General features: G+C 53.8%; 13 protein-coding genes. 7 read left to right on the top strand and 6 right to left on the bottom strand.

Annotated elements, in window-relative coordinates:
* Nucleotides 1–200 precede the first annotated feature (200 nt).
* Nucleotides 201–632, bottom strand: coding sequence for a ribonuclease E inhibitor RraB (gene rraB, locus NCTC9997_RS02365; RefSeq protein WP_010862525.1), 432 nt, complete (start codon nucleotides 630–632; stop codon nucleotides 201–203).
* Between the two features lie 186 nt (nucleotides 633–818).
* On the opposite strand from rraB, the gene argF reads away from it, so the two are divergent.
* From argF to NCTC9997_RS02340, 5 genes are all read left to right on the top strand, one after another.
* Nucleotides 819–1,823, top strand: coding sequence for an ornithine carbamoyltransferase (gene argF, locus NCTC9997_RS02360; protein ID WP_010862526.1), 1,005 nt, complete (start codon nucleotides 819–821; stop codon nucleotides 1,821–1,823).
* Nucleotides 1,824–2,138: 315 nt separating this feature from the next.
* Nucleotides 2,139–3,077: an aspartate carbamoyltransferase gene (gene pyrB, locus NCTC9997_RS02355; protein ID WP_010862527.1), complete on the top strand. Its 939-nt coding sequence runs from the start codon at nucleotides 2,139–2,141 to the stop codon at nucleotides 3,075–3,077.
* 10 nt (nucleotides 3,078–3,087) lie between these two features.
* Entirely contained in the window at nucleotides 3,088–3,552 is a 465-nt protein-coding gene (pyrI, locus tag NCTC9997_RS02350; protein WP_010862528.1) for an aspartate carbamoyltransferase regulatory subunit, read from the top strand.
* A 133-nt stretch (nucleotides 3,553–3,685) separates the two neighbouring features.
* On the top strand, nucleotides 3,686–4,075 hold the full coding sequence (gene ridA / locus NCTC9997_RS02345; RefSeq protein ID WP_010862529.1) for a 2-iminobutanoate/2-iminopropanoate deaminase: 390 nt from the start codon (nucleotides 3,686–3,688) through the stop codon (nucleotides 4,073–4,075).
* Between the two features lie 153 nt (nucleotides 4,076–4,228).
* The gene (locus tag NCTC9997_RS02340) at nucleotides 4,229–5,848 is read left to right on the top strand and encodes a methyl-accepting chemotaxis protein (protein ID WP_064977203.1); all 1,620 of its coding nucleotides are present in this window, start codon (nucleotides 4,229–4,231) and stop codon (nucleotides 5,846–5,848) included.
* Nucleotides 5,849–5,961: 113 nt separating this feature from the next.
* Here NCTC9997_RS02340 and ftsP read toward each other — a convergent pair whose 3' ends face one another.
* The gene (gene ftsP, locus NCTC9997_RS02335) at nucleotides 5,962–7,383 is read right to left on the bottom strand and encodes a cell division protein FtsP (RefSeq protein ID WP_010862531.1); all 1,422 of its coding nucleotides are present in this window, start codon (nucleotides 7,381–7,383) and stop codon (nucleotides 5,962–5,964) included.
* A gap of 132 nt (nucleotides 7,384–7,515) precedes the next feature.
* Nucleotides 7,516–8,256, bottom strand: coding sequence for a 1-acylglycerol-3-phosphate O-acyltransferase (locus NCTC9997_RS02330; protein WP_064978413.1), 741 nt, complete (start codon nucleotides 8,254–8,256; stop codon nucleotides 7,516–7,518).
* Nucleotides 8,257–8,992: 736 nt separating this feature from the next.
* Between NCTC9997_RS02330 and NCTC9997_RS02325 the strand changes: the two genes are divergently transcribed.
* The gene (locus tag NCTC9997_RS02325; protein ID WP_064977202.1) at nucleotides 8,993–9,883 is read left to right on the top strand and encodes a LysR family transcriptional regulator; all 891 of its coding nucleotides are present in this window, start codon (nucleotides 8,993–8,995) and stop codon (nucleotides 9,881–9,883) included.
* A 57-nt stretch (nucleotides 9,884–9,940) separates the two neighbouring features.
* Here the strand turns inward: NCTC9997_RS02325 and yjeH are convergent, their stop codons facing one another.
* Together yjeH and hldE are read right to left on the bottom strand one after the other, a co-directional pair.
* Nucleotides 9,941–11,200 carry an L-methionine/branched-chain amino acid transporter gene (gene yjeH / locus NCTC9997_RS02320; RefSeq protein WP_064977201.1) on the bottom strand — a complete coding sequence of 420 codons (1,260 nt, stop codon included), beginning with the start codon at nucleotides 11,198–11,200 and terminating at the stop codon, nucleotides 9,941–9,943.
* 177 nt (nucleotides 11,201–11,377) lie between these two features.
* A complete protein-coding gene (gene hldE, locus NCTC9997_RS02315) occupies nucleotides 11,378–12,808 on the bottom strand; it encodes a bifunctional D-glycero-beta-D-manno-heptose-7-phosphate kinase/D-glycero-beta-D-manno-heptose 1-phosphate adenylyltransferase HldE (RefSeq protein ID WP_064978412.1) in 1,431 nt (476 codons plus the stop codon).
* Nucleotides 12,809–12,935: 127 nt separating this feature from the next.
* On the opposite strand from hldE, the gene NCTC9997_RS02310 reads away from it, so the two are divergent.
* Nucleotides 12,936–13,853, top strand: a complete 918-nt coding sequence (locus tag NCTC9997_RS02310; protein WP_064977200.1) for a Kdo(2)-lipid IV(A) acyltransferase — start codon at nucleotides 12,936–12,938, stop codon at nucleotides 13,851–13,853.
* A gap of 158 nt (nucleotides 13,854–14,011) precedes the next feature.
* Here NCTC9997_RS02310 and glnE read toward each other — a convergent pair whose 3' ends face one another.
* On the bottom strand, nucleotides 14,012–16,939 hold the full coding sequence (gene glnE / locus NCTC9997_RS02305) for a bifunctional [glutamate--ammonia ligase]-adenylyl-L-tyrosine phosphorylase/[glutamate--ammonia-ligase] adenylyltransferase (RefSeq protein ID WP_064977199.1): 2,928 nt from the start codon (nucleotides 16,937–16,939) through the stop codon (nucleotides 14,012–14,014).
* Nucleotides 16,940–17,076 lie beyond the last annotated feature (137 nt).

The raw sequence follows: 17,076 nt of genomic DNA, 5'->3' as shown, positions 1-17,076 counted from the left end.
ATCGCAATCTACACCTAAGTACTGCGCGTACTTAACTGTATTCAAGCCCGTCGCCCGCGACGGGCTTTTTTTATGCGCCACATGCCCGCGCCAATAATTCGGCCGTCAGCAGACATAAAAAAACCGGGCCGCAAGCCCGGTTTTTATCCTGTTAGTGGCTATGGCCGTTGGCCTTGCCCGCCTAACGACATCCATCAGAATCAGTGGCGCGTTGGCGCGTCTTCTTCTTCGTCATCCTCGTCGTCGAAGAATTCATCATCTTCCTCTTCTTCGCCGTCCGGATCTTCAAAGTAGGTGCCCCAACCGTCGTAGTTGATGCCAAATTTCTCTGCCAGCTTCACCAACTGCTCAACTTGCGCATCGATCAGCTCGGCTTTCAGCGGGATTTCGCTGACGACGTCACAGCATACCAGCACGGAGCCGTCTTCGACTTCCAGCTCTTCAGCATCCGTCACTTCATAGCTCAGCTTGAACGCTTCAACGGCCGCCTTTTCCAGCTCCTCAAAACGCTCTGCGGACAAATGGTGCTCAATGGTATACAGCGCATCAGGATCGCTACCATCTTCCAGCAGTTCATCAATGATCAGGCGAGTCTCTTCCTGCTGTGCTTCCAGAAATTCACGGTCTGCCATAAGGCCTCCAGAGAGTTAAGTAATTCGGTTTTCATTGTCCCACACCCTGCCGCGCCTCACCACCGATACTTCCATTGCTTATAAATTAAACACAACACTTGAAAACAAATAAAAACTCAAATAGATTGAATAAATAGTCGATATTAACCACAAACAAAAGATAGATATGCAAACAAGGACGGACATATGGCTTTTAACCTGCGTAACCGGAACGTATTAAAACTCACCGATTTCACCAGCAAAGAGATCCAGCACTTAATTGAGCTGGCCAGTGAGCTGAAAAAGGCCAAATACGGCGGTTATGAGCGACCTCGCTTACAGGGAAAAAACATTGCGCTGATCTTTGAAAAGACCTCTACCCGTACCCGCTGTGCCTTTGAAGTGGCGGCCCATGATCAGGGCGCACACGTTACCTACTTAGGCCCATCTGGTTCACAAATCGGCTGTAAAGAGTCAATGGCCGACACGGCGCGAGTTCTCGGACGGATGTATGACGGCATTCAATATCGGGGCTTTGGTCAAGCGCGGGTCGAAGAGTTGGCGCGCTATGCCGGTGTGCCGGTCTGGAATGGCCTAACTGATGAGTTTCACCCCACGCAGATCTTAGCCGATTTCCTGACCATGCTCGAGCATGGACAAGGCAAACCGTTAAACCAGATGAAGCTGGCGTATCTCGGCGATGCCCGTAATAACATGGGGAACTCGCTGTTAGAAGGCGCGGCGCTGATGGGATTAGATCTGCGTTTGGTCGGCCCGAAAGCCTTTTGGCCGGAAGAGTCACTGGTTGCACAGTGCCAAGCCATTGCCGCTACCACCGGTGCCAAGCTGACCTTAACCGATAACGTCGCCGAAGGCGTGCAGGGCGTGGATTTCCTGTATACCGATGTGTGGGTCTCCATGGGCGAGCCAGAAAGTGCGTGGGCCGAGCGGATTGCCCTGATGAAGCCATATCAGATTAACATGGACGTGATCCGCCAAACCGGTAATCCACAGGTGAAATTCATGCACTGCTTACCGGCCTACCATGACGATCAAACCGAAATCGGCCGCGAGGTAAGCGCCAAATACGGCATGCAAGGGTTGGAAGTCACCCATGAGGTGTTTGAATCCCCCTATTCGATTGTGTTTGATGAAGCAGAAAACCGGATGCACACCATCAAAGCTGTGATGGTGGCCACACTCGGCGCGTAATCGATTGTCGAGTGCGCACGGTCATTTACCACCGTGCGCACTGTTGGCGATCTCCGGCCGCAAGGTGAATATTGCAGCGACCGCGTTTTTGCGTATAATGCGCGACAATTTGTCTGTCAGCTGGTCAGGATCATTGCGAATGCGTCACGCAAACGTTACATTGCGCCGACATGCCGCCCACTTCGCGGCCGTTCGTGGTTTTTTGATCCGCCGTGAAGGTCCAGTACAGGCACTTTCGTTATTACAAGAAAAAGCCCCTCAATTGCAGGGGCTTTTTTTTCGTCCATACCCCGTCAGGCTGCAGAGGAGCGCACCATGGCCAATCCCTTATACCGCAAAAACATCATCTCCATTCCGGAGTTCAGCCGTGCCGAGTTGGAGCTGGTGGTGGATACCGCCGCTCGCCTGAAAGCCACGCCACAGCCAACGTTACTGCAACATAAGGTAGTCGCCAGCTGCTTTTTTGAAGCCTCGACCCGCACCCGTTTGTCGTTCGAAACCGCCATTCAGCGCTTGGGCGGTAAAGTGATTGGTTTTGCTGACGGCAGCAACACGTCGCTGGGTAAAAAAGGCGAGACGCTGGCCGACTCGATTCGCGTGATCAGCAACTATGTGGATGCCATTGTGATGCGCCATCCACAAGAAGGTGCTGCACGCTTGGCTTCCGAGTTCTCCAACGGCGTTCCGGTTTTCAACGCCGGTGACGGCGCTAACCAGCACCCAAGCCAAACCTTGCTGGATCTGTTCACATTGCGTGAAACACAAGGCCGTTTGGACAACATCAGCATTGCCATGGTCGGCGATCTGAAATATGGCCGCACCGTGCACTCGCTGACTCAAGCCTTGGCCAAATTCAACGGCAACCGTTTCTATTTTATCGCCCCAGATGCTCTGGCAATGCCGGATTACATCCTCGAAGAGCTGGACAGCAAAGGCATCACCTACAGCCTGCATACTTCGATGGAAGAGGTGATCCCGCAGGTAGATATTCTGTACATGACGCGAGTACAGAAAGAGCGTTTTGACCCATCCGAATACGCCAACCTGAAATCGCAGTTTGTCCTCACCGCTGCGGCACTGAGCGATGCGCGCCCAAACTTGAAGATTTTGCACCCACTGCCGCGTATCGATGAGATCACCGTGGACGTGGACACCACCCCCTACGCCTACTATTTCCAGCAAGCCGATAACGGCGTGTATGCCCGTCAGGCACTGCTGGCATTGGTACTGAATCCTGAACTGAATCTGGCCTAAGGAGCTGAGCATGGAACGTGAAAATAAACTGCAGGTTGAAGCCATCAAAAACGGCACCGTGATCGACCATATTCCGGCCACCATCGGCATCAAGATTTTGAGCCTGTTTAAGTTCAGCGAAACACGCCAGCGGATCACCGTGGGCTTAAACCTGCCCTCCGCTGCTTTGGGACAAAAAGATCTGATCAAGATTGAAAATGTGTTCTTAACTGGCGAGCAAGCTAACCAGTTGGCTATCTATGCGCCAGATGCCACCGTAAACCAGATTGAAAACTATCAGGTGGTGCAAAAACGGCATCTGGAACTGCCGGAGTACATCGAGCATGTGCTGAACTGCCCGAACAGTAACTGTATCAGCCACAGCGAGCCGGTTAGCTCTGGTTTTTGGGTGCGCAAAAAAGCCCAGCAGGTGCTGTTAAAGTGCAAATACTGTGAAAAAGTGTTTGATAGTGAAGTGGTTACCGAGCAGCTGTAATCGACTCGCCATCAACTGACTCGATTTAGCTTACAATTGCCGTGTCAGCCTTTGGCACGGCTCACTGTGTTTCCTGTTGCACAGGCTTTATAATCCTAACGAACTCTTTTTAAACCGAATAAAAGGAAGCGTTATGAGTCATGTGATCAGCACCGCAAAAGCCCCTGCCGCCATCGGTCCTTATGTTCAGGGCGTCGATCTTGGCAGCATGGTGATCACCTCCGGTCAAATCCCAGTGAACCCGGCTACCGGTGAAATCGCAGAAGACGTGGTAGCTCAAGCCCGTCAATCTCTGGAAAACGTCCGTGCTATCGTTGAAGCCGCTAGCCTGCGTGTTGCCGATATCGTGAAAACTACCGTGTTTGTCAAAGATCTGAACGACTTCGCGGCTGTTAACGCCGAGTACGAAGCCTTCTTTACCGAACACAATGCACCATTCCCAGCACGCTCTTGCGTGGAAGTGGCGCGTCTGCCAAAAGACGTCAAAATCGAAATCGAAGCCATCGCTGTGCGTCGCGGTTGATTTCTTATACAGACAGGACCCTTGGTCCTGTCTGTGGCACACCAAATCCTTTCTAAAACTTGTTTCATCTCGCAAAACAAGCCACCTATCCTCTGTAGCAGACATGCGATAATAGCGATCTCTGTCATTGTCTTTGTCTGAGATCCAGCGCACATGAAATTAAAACACAAAGGATGGTTGTTGATTGGTGGACTTCTGATCGCCATGGTCGGTATTTCCCTGATCGGGTTATTAGCAATGCGGGCGGCCAGCGATCAGGATAATCGTGCTCGTATTCAACAATTGATGAAAAGCACGCTCTCCACCATTACTGAGCTTGAGCAGATGGCGGCCAGCGGCCAATTGCCTGAACAGCAAGCTAAGGCGATTGCCACTGACTTATTACGTGCCAACAAATATCATGACAGTGAATATGTCTATGTGGCCGATGAGAAGCTGAACTTCGTCGCGACACCACTCGAACCACAGCTGCACGGCACCAGCTTCCACGATTTTAAAGACGCCAGCGGCAACAGTGTCGGTGCAATTTTGCAAAATGCCCTGCGCGCCAATCACGGCCAATATACCGAGTACCACTGGACGTCGAAGCGTAACAATCAGGTGGTGGATTTGCTGTCGGTCGCCCAGCAAACCCCCCGCTGGAACTGGGTGGTCGGCACCGGGATCAGCGAGGCTGAAGTTAACCAGCGATTTTGGTCCAACGCCGGTTGGCAGCTGGGTATTTGTCTTCTGATTGCCACCCTTACCGGGCTGATTATCAGCCGCATGATCTGGGGTCTGCTGAATGATTTAGGCGGTGAGCCGGCCGATGTGAAACAGCTGGTGCAAGCGGTCGCCAATGGCGATCTGAGCCAACACCATGCCCAGCCAAACCGTGATGATGTCAGTATTCACGCCTCGGTGCTGCGCATGCGCCAATCGCTACATGATGTGGTACAACAGCTGCAGCAAAGTGTCGCGCACCTGCATGAGCACAGCCGCTCGATTGTGAGTAATACCGAGCACAGCACCCAGCTGATTGAGCAAGAGCGCGATGCTACCAACCGTATTGCCGCCACCGCGCACCAATTTAGCGAGCAAACCCGTTATGCCGCCGAGCAAACCCAACAAGCGCGGCAACAAAGTGAGCAAGCCTGTCTGCAATCGGATAATGGCCACAAGACCATCTTCGCAGCAGTCGGTCGCCTGACTGATATTGAACGCGATGTGGGCGAGACGCAGCAACGGATCGATGAGCTGGCCGATCAGGTCAACAACATCTCGGCGATTGTGGCGGTGATCAGTGATGTAGCCGAGCAGACGAACTTGCTGGCGCTGAATGCGGCCATCGAAGCGGCGCGTGCCGGTGAACAGGGGCGCGGCTTTGCGGTGGTGGCCGATGAGGTGCGTAAGCTGGCCGAGCGCACCAGTGTCGCGACTCGCGAAATCCATGACACCATTAAGCAAGTTCAGGCCAGCAGCCTGAATGCCAAAGGGCGTATGGACACCATGGTCGACGATTTGCACCGCGGGATCGTGCAGGCGCAAGACGGCGGCAGCTGCATCACCCAAATTCGCGCTGAAATCAGCGCCGCAGCCGATATGGTGGAAAGTACCCGTCAAATCCTGCAAGAGCAGGTACAAGCCAGCCAGAGTATCCGCCAAGATATTCGTGCTGTGGCCGACTCCTCAGGGCAAATTCTGCAGGTCTCCGGCGAGACGGCGGTACAAGCCGAAGCGATTTATCATGAGTCCGACGTCCTGTCTGGCCTGATCAAGCGCTTTCAGGTGTGATGCGCCACGGCTAATGAATGACACAAGGCATTCATAGCGATACAAAAAAGCGACCGTCATGCCTCGCATGCGGTCGCTTTTTTATGCCTGCTGTATCAGTCGATGAGAGTGGATTATGGGTTAACGGTAAATTGCCCCATGGTGCCACGATCGGCCATTTCCAAAATGCCACTGTGATAACGGAACGGATGATCAGCGCCAGCTGTTTGATCAAAGCGCACGATCAGCTCCACTTCGCTATCAACCCACACGGTATCTTTCCAACCGGCATCTTCGGCTTTCGGTGGCTGACCGTTCACCGACTGAATCCGGAACATAGCACCATGCAACGTAAATGGCTGCGGCGTTAACGCATGCACGATCCAACGCTCACTGGCCGCAAAACGGGTATCGATATCAACCCGACCTTCATTCCAGACCGCACCATTGATGCCAGGGCTGGCCACATCGCCCAGACGCAGGGTTCGGGTGCGCTCGATATTACTGACGCCCCCTTCCTCTGCCGGCAAGCGCGCCGGTAGCTTATCCGTCATCAGCGGCAACAAGCCTTCTGGGCGCAAGGTCAACACTTGTGAGGAGACCAAAATACTGGAGTCCTCAAACAAGCCCTTGATGCGATCCACCAACCCCGCCGACTCACCGGCTGTGAGGGTCACTTCATCGCCATTGCTCATGTCGATCAGAATCTCACGGCGCTCACCGGGAGCCAAGCTGAACTGCTTGACCTCCACCGGCGCATTGAGCAAACCCGCGTCACCGGCAATTACATACATCGAACGCGCATCACTCATCTGTAGCAGCAGACGACGGGCATTCGAGGCATTCACCAGACGCAAACGCACCCAGCCACGTGACACATTGATGAACGGATCTTGCACGCCATTGATCAGCAAGGTGTTACCGATAAAACCGCCCGGCGCCGCTTCATACTTCGGCTCACCAAACGGATTAAAGCGCTTATCTTGTAAAATCAGCGGAATATCATCAACGCCATAGTGCTTCGGCAAACGCAAGTCGCGGGTGTTTTCATCATCAACCAGCCACAGGCCCGCCAAGCCCCGATACACATGCTCGGCCATCTTGCCTTGGGTATCCGCATGGTACCAACAGGTAGAGGCAGCTTGGCGCACCGGTAAAATCGGCGCCCACTCTTTGCGCGGCTTCATCAACCACGCCGGTCCACCATCCAACACCCCCGGCACCCGCAGCCCCTGCACTCGCATGGAAACCGCTTCATCCAGACGGTTGCTGTAAATCAGCTTCACGTTGTCACCGCGCTTCACCCGCACGGTCGGCCCCAAATAGCGGCCGTTTACTCCCCACACCGACACCGGCGCCGCATTTTGACTAAACGCCCAATGCGTTCCCTGTAGGGTCAGAAATAATGGCCGCCCATGCCGATACTCCAACAAAGGAGGGATGGGTAATGGCTGAGACGGCCCAGTTGCCGCCTCCAGTTTCAGTGCCGGATAGACAGCCCCGGCACATACAGATGCTCCGGTCAGCTGTAAAAAACGTCGACGACTGAGAGCCATGATATCTCCGAAAACAAAATGATCCCGCGCCAGCCCTCGGCGGTCCCATCACCAGCCCGCGCTGGCGACGAACCGAGGAGCCGGCGCGCATGAACAAACCACGATAGCCTGCCAAGGCAGGCTGGATACGACTTACGCCGCGCGCTCTTGACGTTCGCGCTCGGCCACTTCGGCATTCAACTGCGCAATTTTATCGGCCGCCATCTGATGGCACAGCGCCGCCAGCTCACGCACATTTTCACGGGTGTAACCGGTGGTATCGATAGGAGGCAACATCTCAACGATCACATGCCCGTTATTCCAACGGTTCAGATTCACTTTGTTGTGCTGCTCAGAGGCGCACACAATCACCACCGGCACTCCGGCAGCAATCGCCGCATGGAAAGCTCCGGTTTTAAATGGCAACAAACCACGGCCACGGCTACGGGTTCCTTCTGGGAACATCCATACCGAAATATTGCGCTCTTTGATTTTGTCCACCACCTGAGAAATGGTGTCATGCGCCTTACTACGGTTATTTCGATCAATCAGAATGTTACCGGTGAGCCAGTACAGTTGACCAAAGAACGGGATCCACAGCAGGCTCTTTTTACCCACAGTCACCGTACGCGGCAACACCATGCCCGAGACAGTCACCATGTCGTAATTATTCTGGTGATTGGCGATATACACGCTGTCACCGAATTGCTCGAACCCTTGCGGGAAACGACGCTCAACTTTCAGCCCCATGACCCGATCTAATTTGCTAAACAGATGGGCGAACGTATACACATGACGTGGATTACGAGGGCTAAACAGACAATATAAACTGCCACCGATACACAGCAGCAACGCATACAGCAATACAATAATGGCGCGAACTACAACTAGCATAATCACCTCAGGCTTACAGCTGTGCGCTAGTATAACCACTTCAGCAAAAAACTCATCGCTCAACTGCAGAGTTTTGCTTGCACGCCCGCGCTTTATGCTCTACCGAAGTGACAGATAAACCGTGGTACGCCCTCGCCACGCAGTTCGCTAATACATGAGTCAAAGTTCGTGACATAGAGTTCGCAATACAGCGAAGTGAACATCGCCGAGATCTAAGCATCGTGAGCTGAATCATCCATTCGCGCACCATCAGGCTCGTTATCTCTATTCTCTCTCTCAGCCTCGCTGACTTAATTCGGCGCCCCAGTCTTTGCTATTATTTCGGTGCAAGCCGCTAACATAGGCACATTTATATTCAGCGTGGATGCGTAATAAAATAGTTAACCTGCTCAGCGCAATGATTAAATCATTTCCCCGGCATACTGGGAGATAAATCGAGAAATTTCATAATCACCCAGCAAAACTGCATATTTTTACTGGATGACAATATTTACACGGCAACACCCTATTTTGTTAGCATTTTCGCCATTTATTTCATATTTAGCGAAGTTCATCTGTAAGCTGTGGGTGAATTTTTCTTTGTTAACAATGCGGATCACTGAGAGTCCATATTTTATCTTTGATTACACTGCGATGTGCTTTTTATGCTCCGTTATACCTTTTTGAGCACGATATTTGTGTTATAGACTGAGTCAGGATTTTATCTCACCCAGATTCATGTTACTCCGAGGGATGTATGCGGCTAACTGATTTAAAGCAACTGTATTATTTTAGTCTGGTGTATCAAGAACAAAATCTCAGTAAAGCCGCGAATAAAGCGTTTATTACCCAATCGGCATTATCTCAACAATTAATTAAACTGGAGCAGCATTACGGCATCGCATTATTTGAGCGGCGCCAATCACATATGTTGCCCACCGAATTTGCCGAACATATCTACCCACAAGTCAGCCAATTAATCCGCGATGCCGACGCGCTGGAAAAAAGCGTTCGTCATTATCATGGTGGCAATCAGCAACAAATTCGTATCGGCATGGTGCAATCGGTTGAACCGGTGATCAATAACCTACTGCGTTATACCCTCAGCCAACCGGCGCTCAGCATGACCATTACCGAAGCGCCGGTCGCTCATCTGTTGGCCGAACTGACCGAACATAAGCTGGATATGGTGATTGGGCAGGCCGATCCGGCGCTACCACCGAATATTGAAAAACAACCGTTTTGCGATGATGAACTGATGGTGGTGCTGCCGCCCTCACACCCCTTGGCTACCAACAAAGAAATTTGTGTGCAGCAGCTGCGCGACCAGCATCTGATTTTATTGCCTGAGCCGCACATTACCCACAGCACGTTACTGAATCTGGCCAGTGAGCAAGATATCACACTGAAAATTACCGCCACCTTAAGCCAAATCACCGCTATCTTGGCGGCGGTCAACAGCCGTCTGGGACTAACAGTCTTACCGGCCACCGCCATGCAGCTGCAACCAGATACACAACTCATTTGGCGACGCTTAGCCGATGTGTATGAACGGCAACCGATTTGGATCTATTACCACGGTGGACAGAGCCAAGATATCGTGCTGCAAAATCTGATTAATTCCCTGCTGACACCTTGCTGCTGCTAAACGCATCGCACACCGATGCGGCTCGATAGCCACATCATTAAGCGACTAACAGGTCGGTTAACCGGCCTGTATCAGTGAGCGTTCACTTCGGCGCTGGCAATAGCACGCCAAGGCATATAACAGCGCCAACATCGCTAACGCATAACCGCTATGCCAACCGATAGCCAGCAACATCAGCACGCACAGTCCCGCCCCCAGCAACGCCGCCCAACGCACCCAGCCTTGCAATAACACCACGCCAGCCAGCATGGATAGCAAGTAAATCAACACAAAAATCCCGTTGGCATAGATGATCAGCTCAGATAATGACACCCCAAGCCCCTGCAATGCCAATGCCGATAGCGCGCATAAGCCCACCACCAAAGTTAGCGCATTGGCCGGTACCTGACGGCGCGATAAGCGCGCTAAACGGCTATTCGGACGCCACTGTGCTGCTTGTGCCCAAATCAGGCGAGCAAAGCTTTGCAGATAGATATTGATACTGGCAAAACAGGCCAGATAACCAATCAAGCAAGCAATCCGCTGCGCTCGTGGGCCAAACAGCCCACCCACAATCGACGGAATCGAGGCGGATGCCGGCAACTGGCTACCATAGGCAGAAAAGTGCAACACCGCCAAGGTACACAACCAATAGATGCTGCCCGCCACCAGCAAACCACACAACAAGGCACGCGGAAAATCGCGCTCCGGCTGGCGAAACTCCGAGCCCAAATGGGCAAACGCTTCGATCCCGACAAAACACCAGAACATCACTGCCAGTGCCTGTCCCAAGGTCACGGCCGCCGGCCATTGTGGCAGGCTTGGGGTCTGCCACAAGCGCCCCGCATAAGCGATCACCAGCACCAAACAGATGATCAGCAACGCTATCAGGGTTTGCACATTGGCCGATGAGCCCGCGCTGCGCAACCCCAGGCCGAGGATCAGCAGCAACGTCGCCAACTGCACGAGCATGGCCAAGCTAGCGCCCCAACCAAAGGCCGCCTGCCAAAAGCCGGCCGCAATCTGCAGCGCCGCGGGTAAACCGGCCGGGATCACGGATAAAAAGAGCCACGCCGTGGCTCGCCCCATGCGCTTGCCAAAGGCTTGTTCCACAAAATGCGCAGCACCGCCAGCGTGAGGATAATGACGGCCTAAAGCCGCAAAACCGATCGCCACCGGAAACACTAACGCAATCAGCAGTGGCCACACCCACAAGGCACCTTGACCGGCAATCACCGCCGCCAAGGCCGGAATAGCGAAAATGCCAGTTCCCAGCAACGACGTGGATAACAGCCCGATCCCCTGTAATAACCCGAGTTCTTGTTTTAACCCTGACATTGCGGCCCTTCCTTGCCCGACAGCCCTAAATACGCTTGGAATAAGCTAGCATGGGGCAAAAAAAAACAGGCGAAATAATCGCCTGTTTTCATCGTCTTTTTGGCATAACATCAGGAAGCACAACATCAAGACATGGTCAGGGTCAGAACCCCTTAGCTACCATGATGCTTGTACGCCTTAGCCGCGTCCGTCACGGATCGCCGCGATAATGTTGCTGGTAGAGCAGCCATCTTCAAAGTTCAACACTTTGACCTGACCACCCGCGGCAATCACTTCTGCGCCTCCGGCAATCTCATGCACCTGATAATCACCGCCTTTCACCAGCAAATCCGGCAATAAAGACGCAATCAGACGCTGCGGCGTGTCTTCTTCAAACGGTACCACCCAATCAACTGCGCCGAGACCAGCCAACACCGCCATGCGCTGTGACAACGGATTCACCGGACGGCTTTCGCCTTTCAAGCGTTTCACTGACTCATCGCTGTTCACCGCCACAATCAGCCGGTCACCCAGCTTACGGGCATTTTCCAGATACGAGACATGGCCAGCATGCAGAATGTCAAAGCAGCCATTGGTCATCACCACTTTCTCGCCGCGGCGACGCGCTTGCTGCATCATCAGCTTAAGCTCAGCTTCGCTCATCACGCCAAAACCGGTATTGCTACGGCCACGCACTGCGTTTTCCAGCTCCAGCGGTGACACTGTCGAGGTACCCAGTTTGCCCACCACCACACCTGCGGCAGCATTGGCCAAGAAACAGGCTTCGTCCAGTGACTTGCCTGCCGCCAACGTGGCGGCCAAGGTACCAATCACGGTATCGCCAGCACCGGTCACGTCATACACTTCCTGCGCCTGCGTTGGCAGATGCAGTGGCGCATGACCTTCACGCAGCAACGTCATGCCGTTTTCAGAGCGGGTGACCAATAAGGCATCTAAATCAAAGCGATGCAGCAGCGCCATGCCGCGCTCCACCAGCTCTTCTTCAGACTTACAGCGCCCGACCACCGCTTCAAACTCGGACAGATTTGGCGTCAATAAGGTCGCACCACGATAGCGCTCGAAATCATTACCTTTCGGATCAATCAGTACCGGTACACCGGCGCTACGTGCCAGCTGGATCATCGCCTGTACTGCGCTCAGCGCACCCTTGGCATAATCCGATAACACCAGCGCGCCAACGCGTGGCAATGCGTGGGTAATACGGTCTAACAATGGCTGCGGCGCCACGTTGTCGAACCCTTCTTCGAAGTCCAGACGCAGCAGTTGCTGATTGCGTGACAACACGCGCAGCTTGGTGATCGTCGGATGGGTGGGCACAGCGACGAAATCACACTCCACCTCCACCGCCTGCAGGGCCTGTGTCAGCGCTTGCGCCGCATCATCTTGGCCCGTCAGACCAACCAGACACGAGCGCGCACCGAGTGAGGCAATGTTCATCGCCACGTTAGCCGCACCGCCCGGACGTTCTTCAATCTGTTCGACCTTGACCACCGGTACCGGCGCTTCCGGTGAAATCCGGCTGGTCGGTCCGTGCCAGTAACGATCCAGCATGATATCCCCAACCACCAGAACCCCAGCGCGGGAATAATCAGGCAGAGTCACATTCATGGTTTGCTCCACACACAGCAAAAAAAGAAATTCTGGCAGAGTGTACCACAGGGCGGCATAACACACATGCAAGGCGGCGCTGTTGCAGGTAAACTAAGACGTCTGCCCAGCTAATGTGAAGTTCATCATGGTTCAAGCTCAATTTCGTACAGCATATTTTCATCCGCGCTACTGGCTGACTTGGCTAGGGATCGCGGCTTTATATCTGGTCACGCTGCTGCCTTATCCTTTGATTCGTCGGATCGGGTTCACACTGGGGCGGCTGTTTATGCGCATTGGTAAGCGTCGGGTAAAAATTGCCGAACGTAATCTTGAGCTGTGCTTTCCAGATATGAGCTGCGAGGCGCGCGCCCAAATTCTGCAAGAAAACTTTGAATCCACAGGGATGGCGGTGATGGAAACCGGCATGGCCTGGTTTTGGCCTGACTGGCGGGTTAAAAAAATCTTCCAAGTGGAAGGTTTGGAGCACATGCGTCAAGCGCAAGCCGAACAACGCGGTGTACTGCTCATTGGTGTGCACTTCCTAACCCTTGAGCTCGGTGCGCGCGTTTTTGGCATGTATAACCCTGGCGTGGGCGTCTACCGTCCAAACGATAATCCGCTGATGGACTGGCTGCAAACCTGGGGACGCCTGCGCTCTAACAAGTACATGATTGATCGTAAAGACGTAAAAGGGATGATCCGCGCCCTGCGTGCCGGTGAGATTATTTGGTACGCACCCGATCATGACTACGGCCCACGCCGCAGTGTCTTTGTCCCACTCTTTGCGGTCGATAAAGCGGCGACCACCACCGGCACCAGTATTCTGATGCAAGCCGCCGATCCAGCATTAGTGGCCTTTGCACCGATCCGCAATAAAGATGGCAGTGGTTACCGCTTAGTGATCTCCCCTGCTATCCAAGGCTTCCCGATGGATGATGAGGTTGCCGCGGCAGCCTTTATGAATCGGGTAGTCGAAAAAGAGATCTTGCGCGCACCAGGGCAATACATGTGGCTGCATCGCCGCTTTAAAACCCGCCCAGAAGGCGAATCCTCTTTGTATTGAAAAGCGTCTTAGTGTCTTATTACCTTAGTATCGATTCGCTTTGCTCTTCGTGAGACACAGGTAAACAGCGCCGCACTGCGGCGCTTTGGTTATTTTGAAGATGCACTTTTATGTGCGCATCAATTTACTCGTTGGTTCATCAACCTGCGAATAAAAACTCAATCAGCCAGCACGCTAACCGGCGTTTCCAACCACGTATGCCAGCTGTGCATCACCTGCTCACGCTCTTCGGTAAACTGGGGCGCACTCACCTTCCCTGGCAATTGCTGTAATGCCAAGCGATGGTTTTCATCGCGCAGCAAACAATAACAGGCGGTCAATTGCTGCGCCTCCGCTGCCGACATCAGCTCATAACGTTGCAGCAATTCGAAAATACGCACATTATCCGACCACTCAGTGATCGCCGGCTGCAAGGCGGCAAAACGCAGCACCAGATACTGAGCGATAAACTCAATATCGGTGATCCCCCCCGCATCGGCTTTCAAATCAAACGAGTTTTCACTGTGCGAACGCTCACCGTGAGTGTGATGCGCCTGCATCTTCTGGCGCATCGCCAACACCTCTTGGCGCAATGCTTCGGCGGAGCGTTCTTTGCACAAAATGCCATGCCGGATCTCGGCAAAGGCCGCTTGCAACATCGGGTCGCCATACACCATACGCGCCCGTACCAACGCTTGATGCTCCCACGTCCAGGCCTCTTGCGCCTGATAATCGGCAAAGGCTTCTAATGAGCTGACCAACAATCCGGCCGCCCCCGAAGGGCGCAAACGGGTATCCACCTCATACAGCACGCCACTGCTGGTACGCGTAGCAAACAGATGCATGATGCGCTGTGCAAGACGCAGATAGAACTGGCGGCCATCAATACTGCGCTCACCACTGGTGACCACCTCCGGTGGACAATCAATCAAAAACACCAGATCCAAATCCGAGCCGTAGCCAAGCTCCCAGCCGCCTAACTTGCCATAGCCCAGTACAGCAAAACCCTGACCGCCACGCTCAGCCAGATGCTGCGGCTCACCATAGCGCGCCGTCATTTGTCGCCACGCCTGACGCACTACCGCATCAATAATGGCCTCGGCCAGATAGGTGAGGTGATCGCTGACTTTCATCAGCGGCAATGCCCCCACAATATCAGCGGCAGCAATACGCAGCAGATGTGCCTGCTTAAATTGACGCAGTGCCTCCATCTGTTGCTCTTCATCCTCTTCCGGTACACGCAACAGATACTGACGCAGCTCATCACGGTATTGTGTCAACGGTAAGGGATGGTAAAGCGTCTGCGGGTCGAGCAATTCATCCAGCAACAATGGATACAGCGCTAACTGCTCAGCCACCCACGGTGACGCGGTGCACAGGGTCAGCAGGTGCGTTAACACCGTTGGGTGCTCCGCCAGCAACTCCAGATAAGTGGTGCGAGTAACAATGCGACTCATCAAGTGAATGATACGCGGCAATAACAGTGCCGCGTGTGGATGGCTAAGGCAGGCCGATAACAAACGTGGCATCAAGCGGTTCAACACCTCGCGACCACGCGGCCCCAACGTGCGTTTATCCACTTCGCGGTGAAAATCTTCCACCACTCGCAGCAATTTTGCGCCCGCCACCTCTTCATCAGGACTGGCCGGACAAAGCCGTAAACTCTCTTCCGCCGATAAGCGCCCTAACCACAAATCTTGATATAGCTGAAGCTGTGGCTCTTCGCTGGCACTGTCTTCCTCTTCCCCAATCAGGTGGGCGAAGACCGCCCGCACCGCCTGCATATGATGCTCTAGCGTAGCTTGTAACGCCGACCACTCGGCTACCTGCATCAGGTCGCACAACCGCGCTTGATCCAGCGCCGCAGACGGCAAGGTTTGGGTTTGCTCATCGCGGATCGCCTGTAAGCCATTTTCCAGCCGGCGCAAGTAGATATACGCCTGACACAGCCCATCGACCTCACTCGGTTGTAACAGCCCCAACTGGCCGATGGCCTGTAAAGTTGGCAGCAACGAGCGGCCCTGTAAGCTCGGCTCGCGTCCACCGCGGATCAACTGAAACACCTGCGCAATAAACTCGATCTCACGGATCCCGCCGGCACCAAGCTTGATGTTATCCACCAGCCCACGGCGGCGCACCTCACGAGCAATCATCCCTTTCATGGTGCGCAGAGATTGGATCACGCTAAAATCGATATACCGGCGAAACACAAACGGGCGCAGCATCTGCTTAAGCTCTGCGGCATATTCGCCACTGTCATCGCCCATCACCCGCGCTTTGATCATGGCGTAGCGCTCCCAGTCACGCCCCTGCTCCTGATAATAATCTTCCAGCGCCGGATAGCTCATCACCAACGGCCCACTCTCGCCAAACGGGCGCAAACGCATATCAACCCGATAGACAAAGCCGTCAACCGTAGGTTGATCCAAAGCTTTAATCAGCCTTTGCCCGAGGCGAGTAAAAAACTGCGCGTTATCCAATGCGCGCCGCCCACCGCGGGTTTGCCCGTTCTCTGGATACGCCAAAATCAGATCAATGTCGGAGGAAAAATTAAGCTCCGCGCCGCCTAACTTTCCCATCCCTAAAATCAGCAGCGGCTGCGCTTTCCCTTCGGCATTCACCGGCGTGCCCCACTCTCGGCAGCAAGACTGATACAACCAATCGCGCGCGCCCACTATCAAACTTTCCGCTAACGCACTGAGCTGGCGCAAAGTCTGCTCTGTCAGCGCAGCATCCTCCGGTGGAGCCAGATCCGGCTGACCGTGGATTTGCAACCAAGCGATACGCACCAACTCGGCATGACGAAAACGGCGCAGGGCCTGCATCAACCCCGCCTCATCACTGACCGCTTGCAACTGCTGTTGCAGCAAGGCCGCATATTCCTGCTCGCGGCCATAGGCCGGCGGCTGATGATACAGCTCATGTAACAGTGTTGGCTGGCACAATAAGGTATCGGCGATAAACTCTGACAGCGCCAAGGCACGGCGCAGCAGCGGGCGATGCGAAGCGGTTTGCCACAGTTGCAACGCGTCAGGCGCTTGCTCGGCTAAGCGCTGCCACGCCTGATCGGCGGCGGCATTTAGGGAGGGAGAAAGATGATCAGTCATGACGGCATCCGGTCCGTTAAAAATCAGCCACAGGGAACCGTTAAGATATCGGGGTTACTCACCTGCTGCCAATCAAAAAGTACCAATAAAAATGGCATGCATAAAAAAAGCCCCGTCGTTAACGGGGCTCCTTGTGT

Source organism: Plesiomonas shigelloides, assembly GCF_900087055.1.
Taxonomy (GTDB): domain Bacteria; phylum Pseudomonadota; class Gammaproteobacteria; order Enterobacterales; family CAMTGL01; genus Plesiomonas; species Plesiomonas shigelloides.
This window is presented reverse-complemented; position numbering and strand designations above follow the sequence as displayed.

Bases quoted from the DNA above. Each gene is read 5' to 3' on its own strand.
- pyrB (WP_010862527.1), top strand. From the start codon at position 2,139: ATGGCCAATCCCTTATACCGCAAAAACATCATCTCCATTCCGGAGTTC.
- rraB (WP_010862525.1), bottom strand. From the start codon at position 632: ATGGCAGACCGTGAATTTCTGGAAGCACAGCAGGAAGAGACTCGCCTG.
- yjeH (WP_064977201.1), bottom strand. From the start codon at position 11,200: ATGTCAGGGTTAAAACAAGAACTCGGGTTATTACAGGGGATCGGGCTG.
- glnE (WP_064977199.1), bottom strand. From the start codon at position 16,939: ATGACTGATCATCTTTCTCCCTCCCTAAATGCCGCCGCCGATCAGGCG.
- NCTC9997_RS02325 (WP_064977202.1), top strand. From the start codon at position 8,993: ATGCGGCTAACTGATTTAAAGCAACTGTATTATTTTAGTCTGGTGTAT.
- NCTC9997_RS02310 (WP_064977200.1), top strand. From the start codon at position 12,936: ATGGTTCAAGCTCAATTTCGTACAGCATATTTTCATCCGCGCTACTGG.
- NCTC9997_RS02340 (WP_064977203.1), top strand. From the start codon at position 4,229: ATGAAATTAAAACACAAAGGATGGTTGTTGATTGGTGGACTTCTGATC.
- ridA (WP_010862529.1), top strand. From the start codon at position 3,686: ATGAGTCATGTGATCAGCACCGCAAAAGCCCCTGCCGCCATCGGTCCT.
- argF (WP_010862526.1), top strand. From the start codon at position 819: ATGGCTTTTAACCTGCGTAACCGGAACGTATTAAAACTCACCGATTTC.
- ftsP (WP_010862531.1), bottom strand. From the start codon at position 7,383: ATGGCTCTCAGTCGTCGACGTTTTTTACAGCTGACCGGAGCATCTGTA.
- hldE (WP_064978412.1), bottom strand. From the start codon at position 12,808: ATGAATGTGACTCTGCCTGATTATTCCCGCGCTGGGGTTCTGGTGGTT.
- NCTC9997_RS02330 (WP_064978413.1), bottom strand. From the start codon at position 8,256: ATGCTAGTTGTAGTTCGCGCCATTATTGTATTGCTGTATGCGTTGCTG.
- pyrI (WP_010862528.1), top strand. From the start codon at position 3,088: ATGGAACGTGAAAATAAACTGCAGGTTGAAGCCATCAAAAACGGCACC.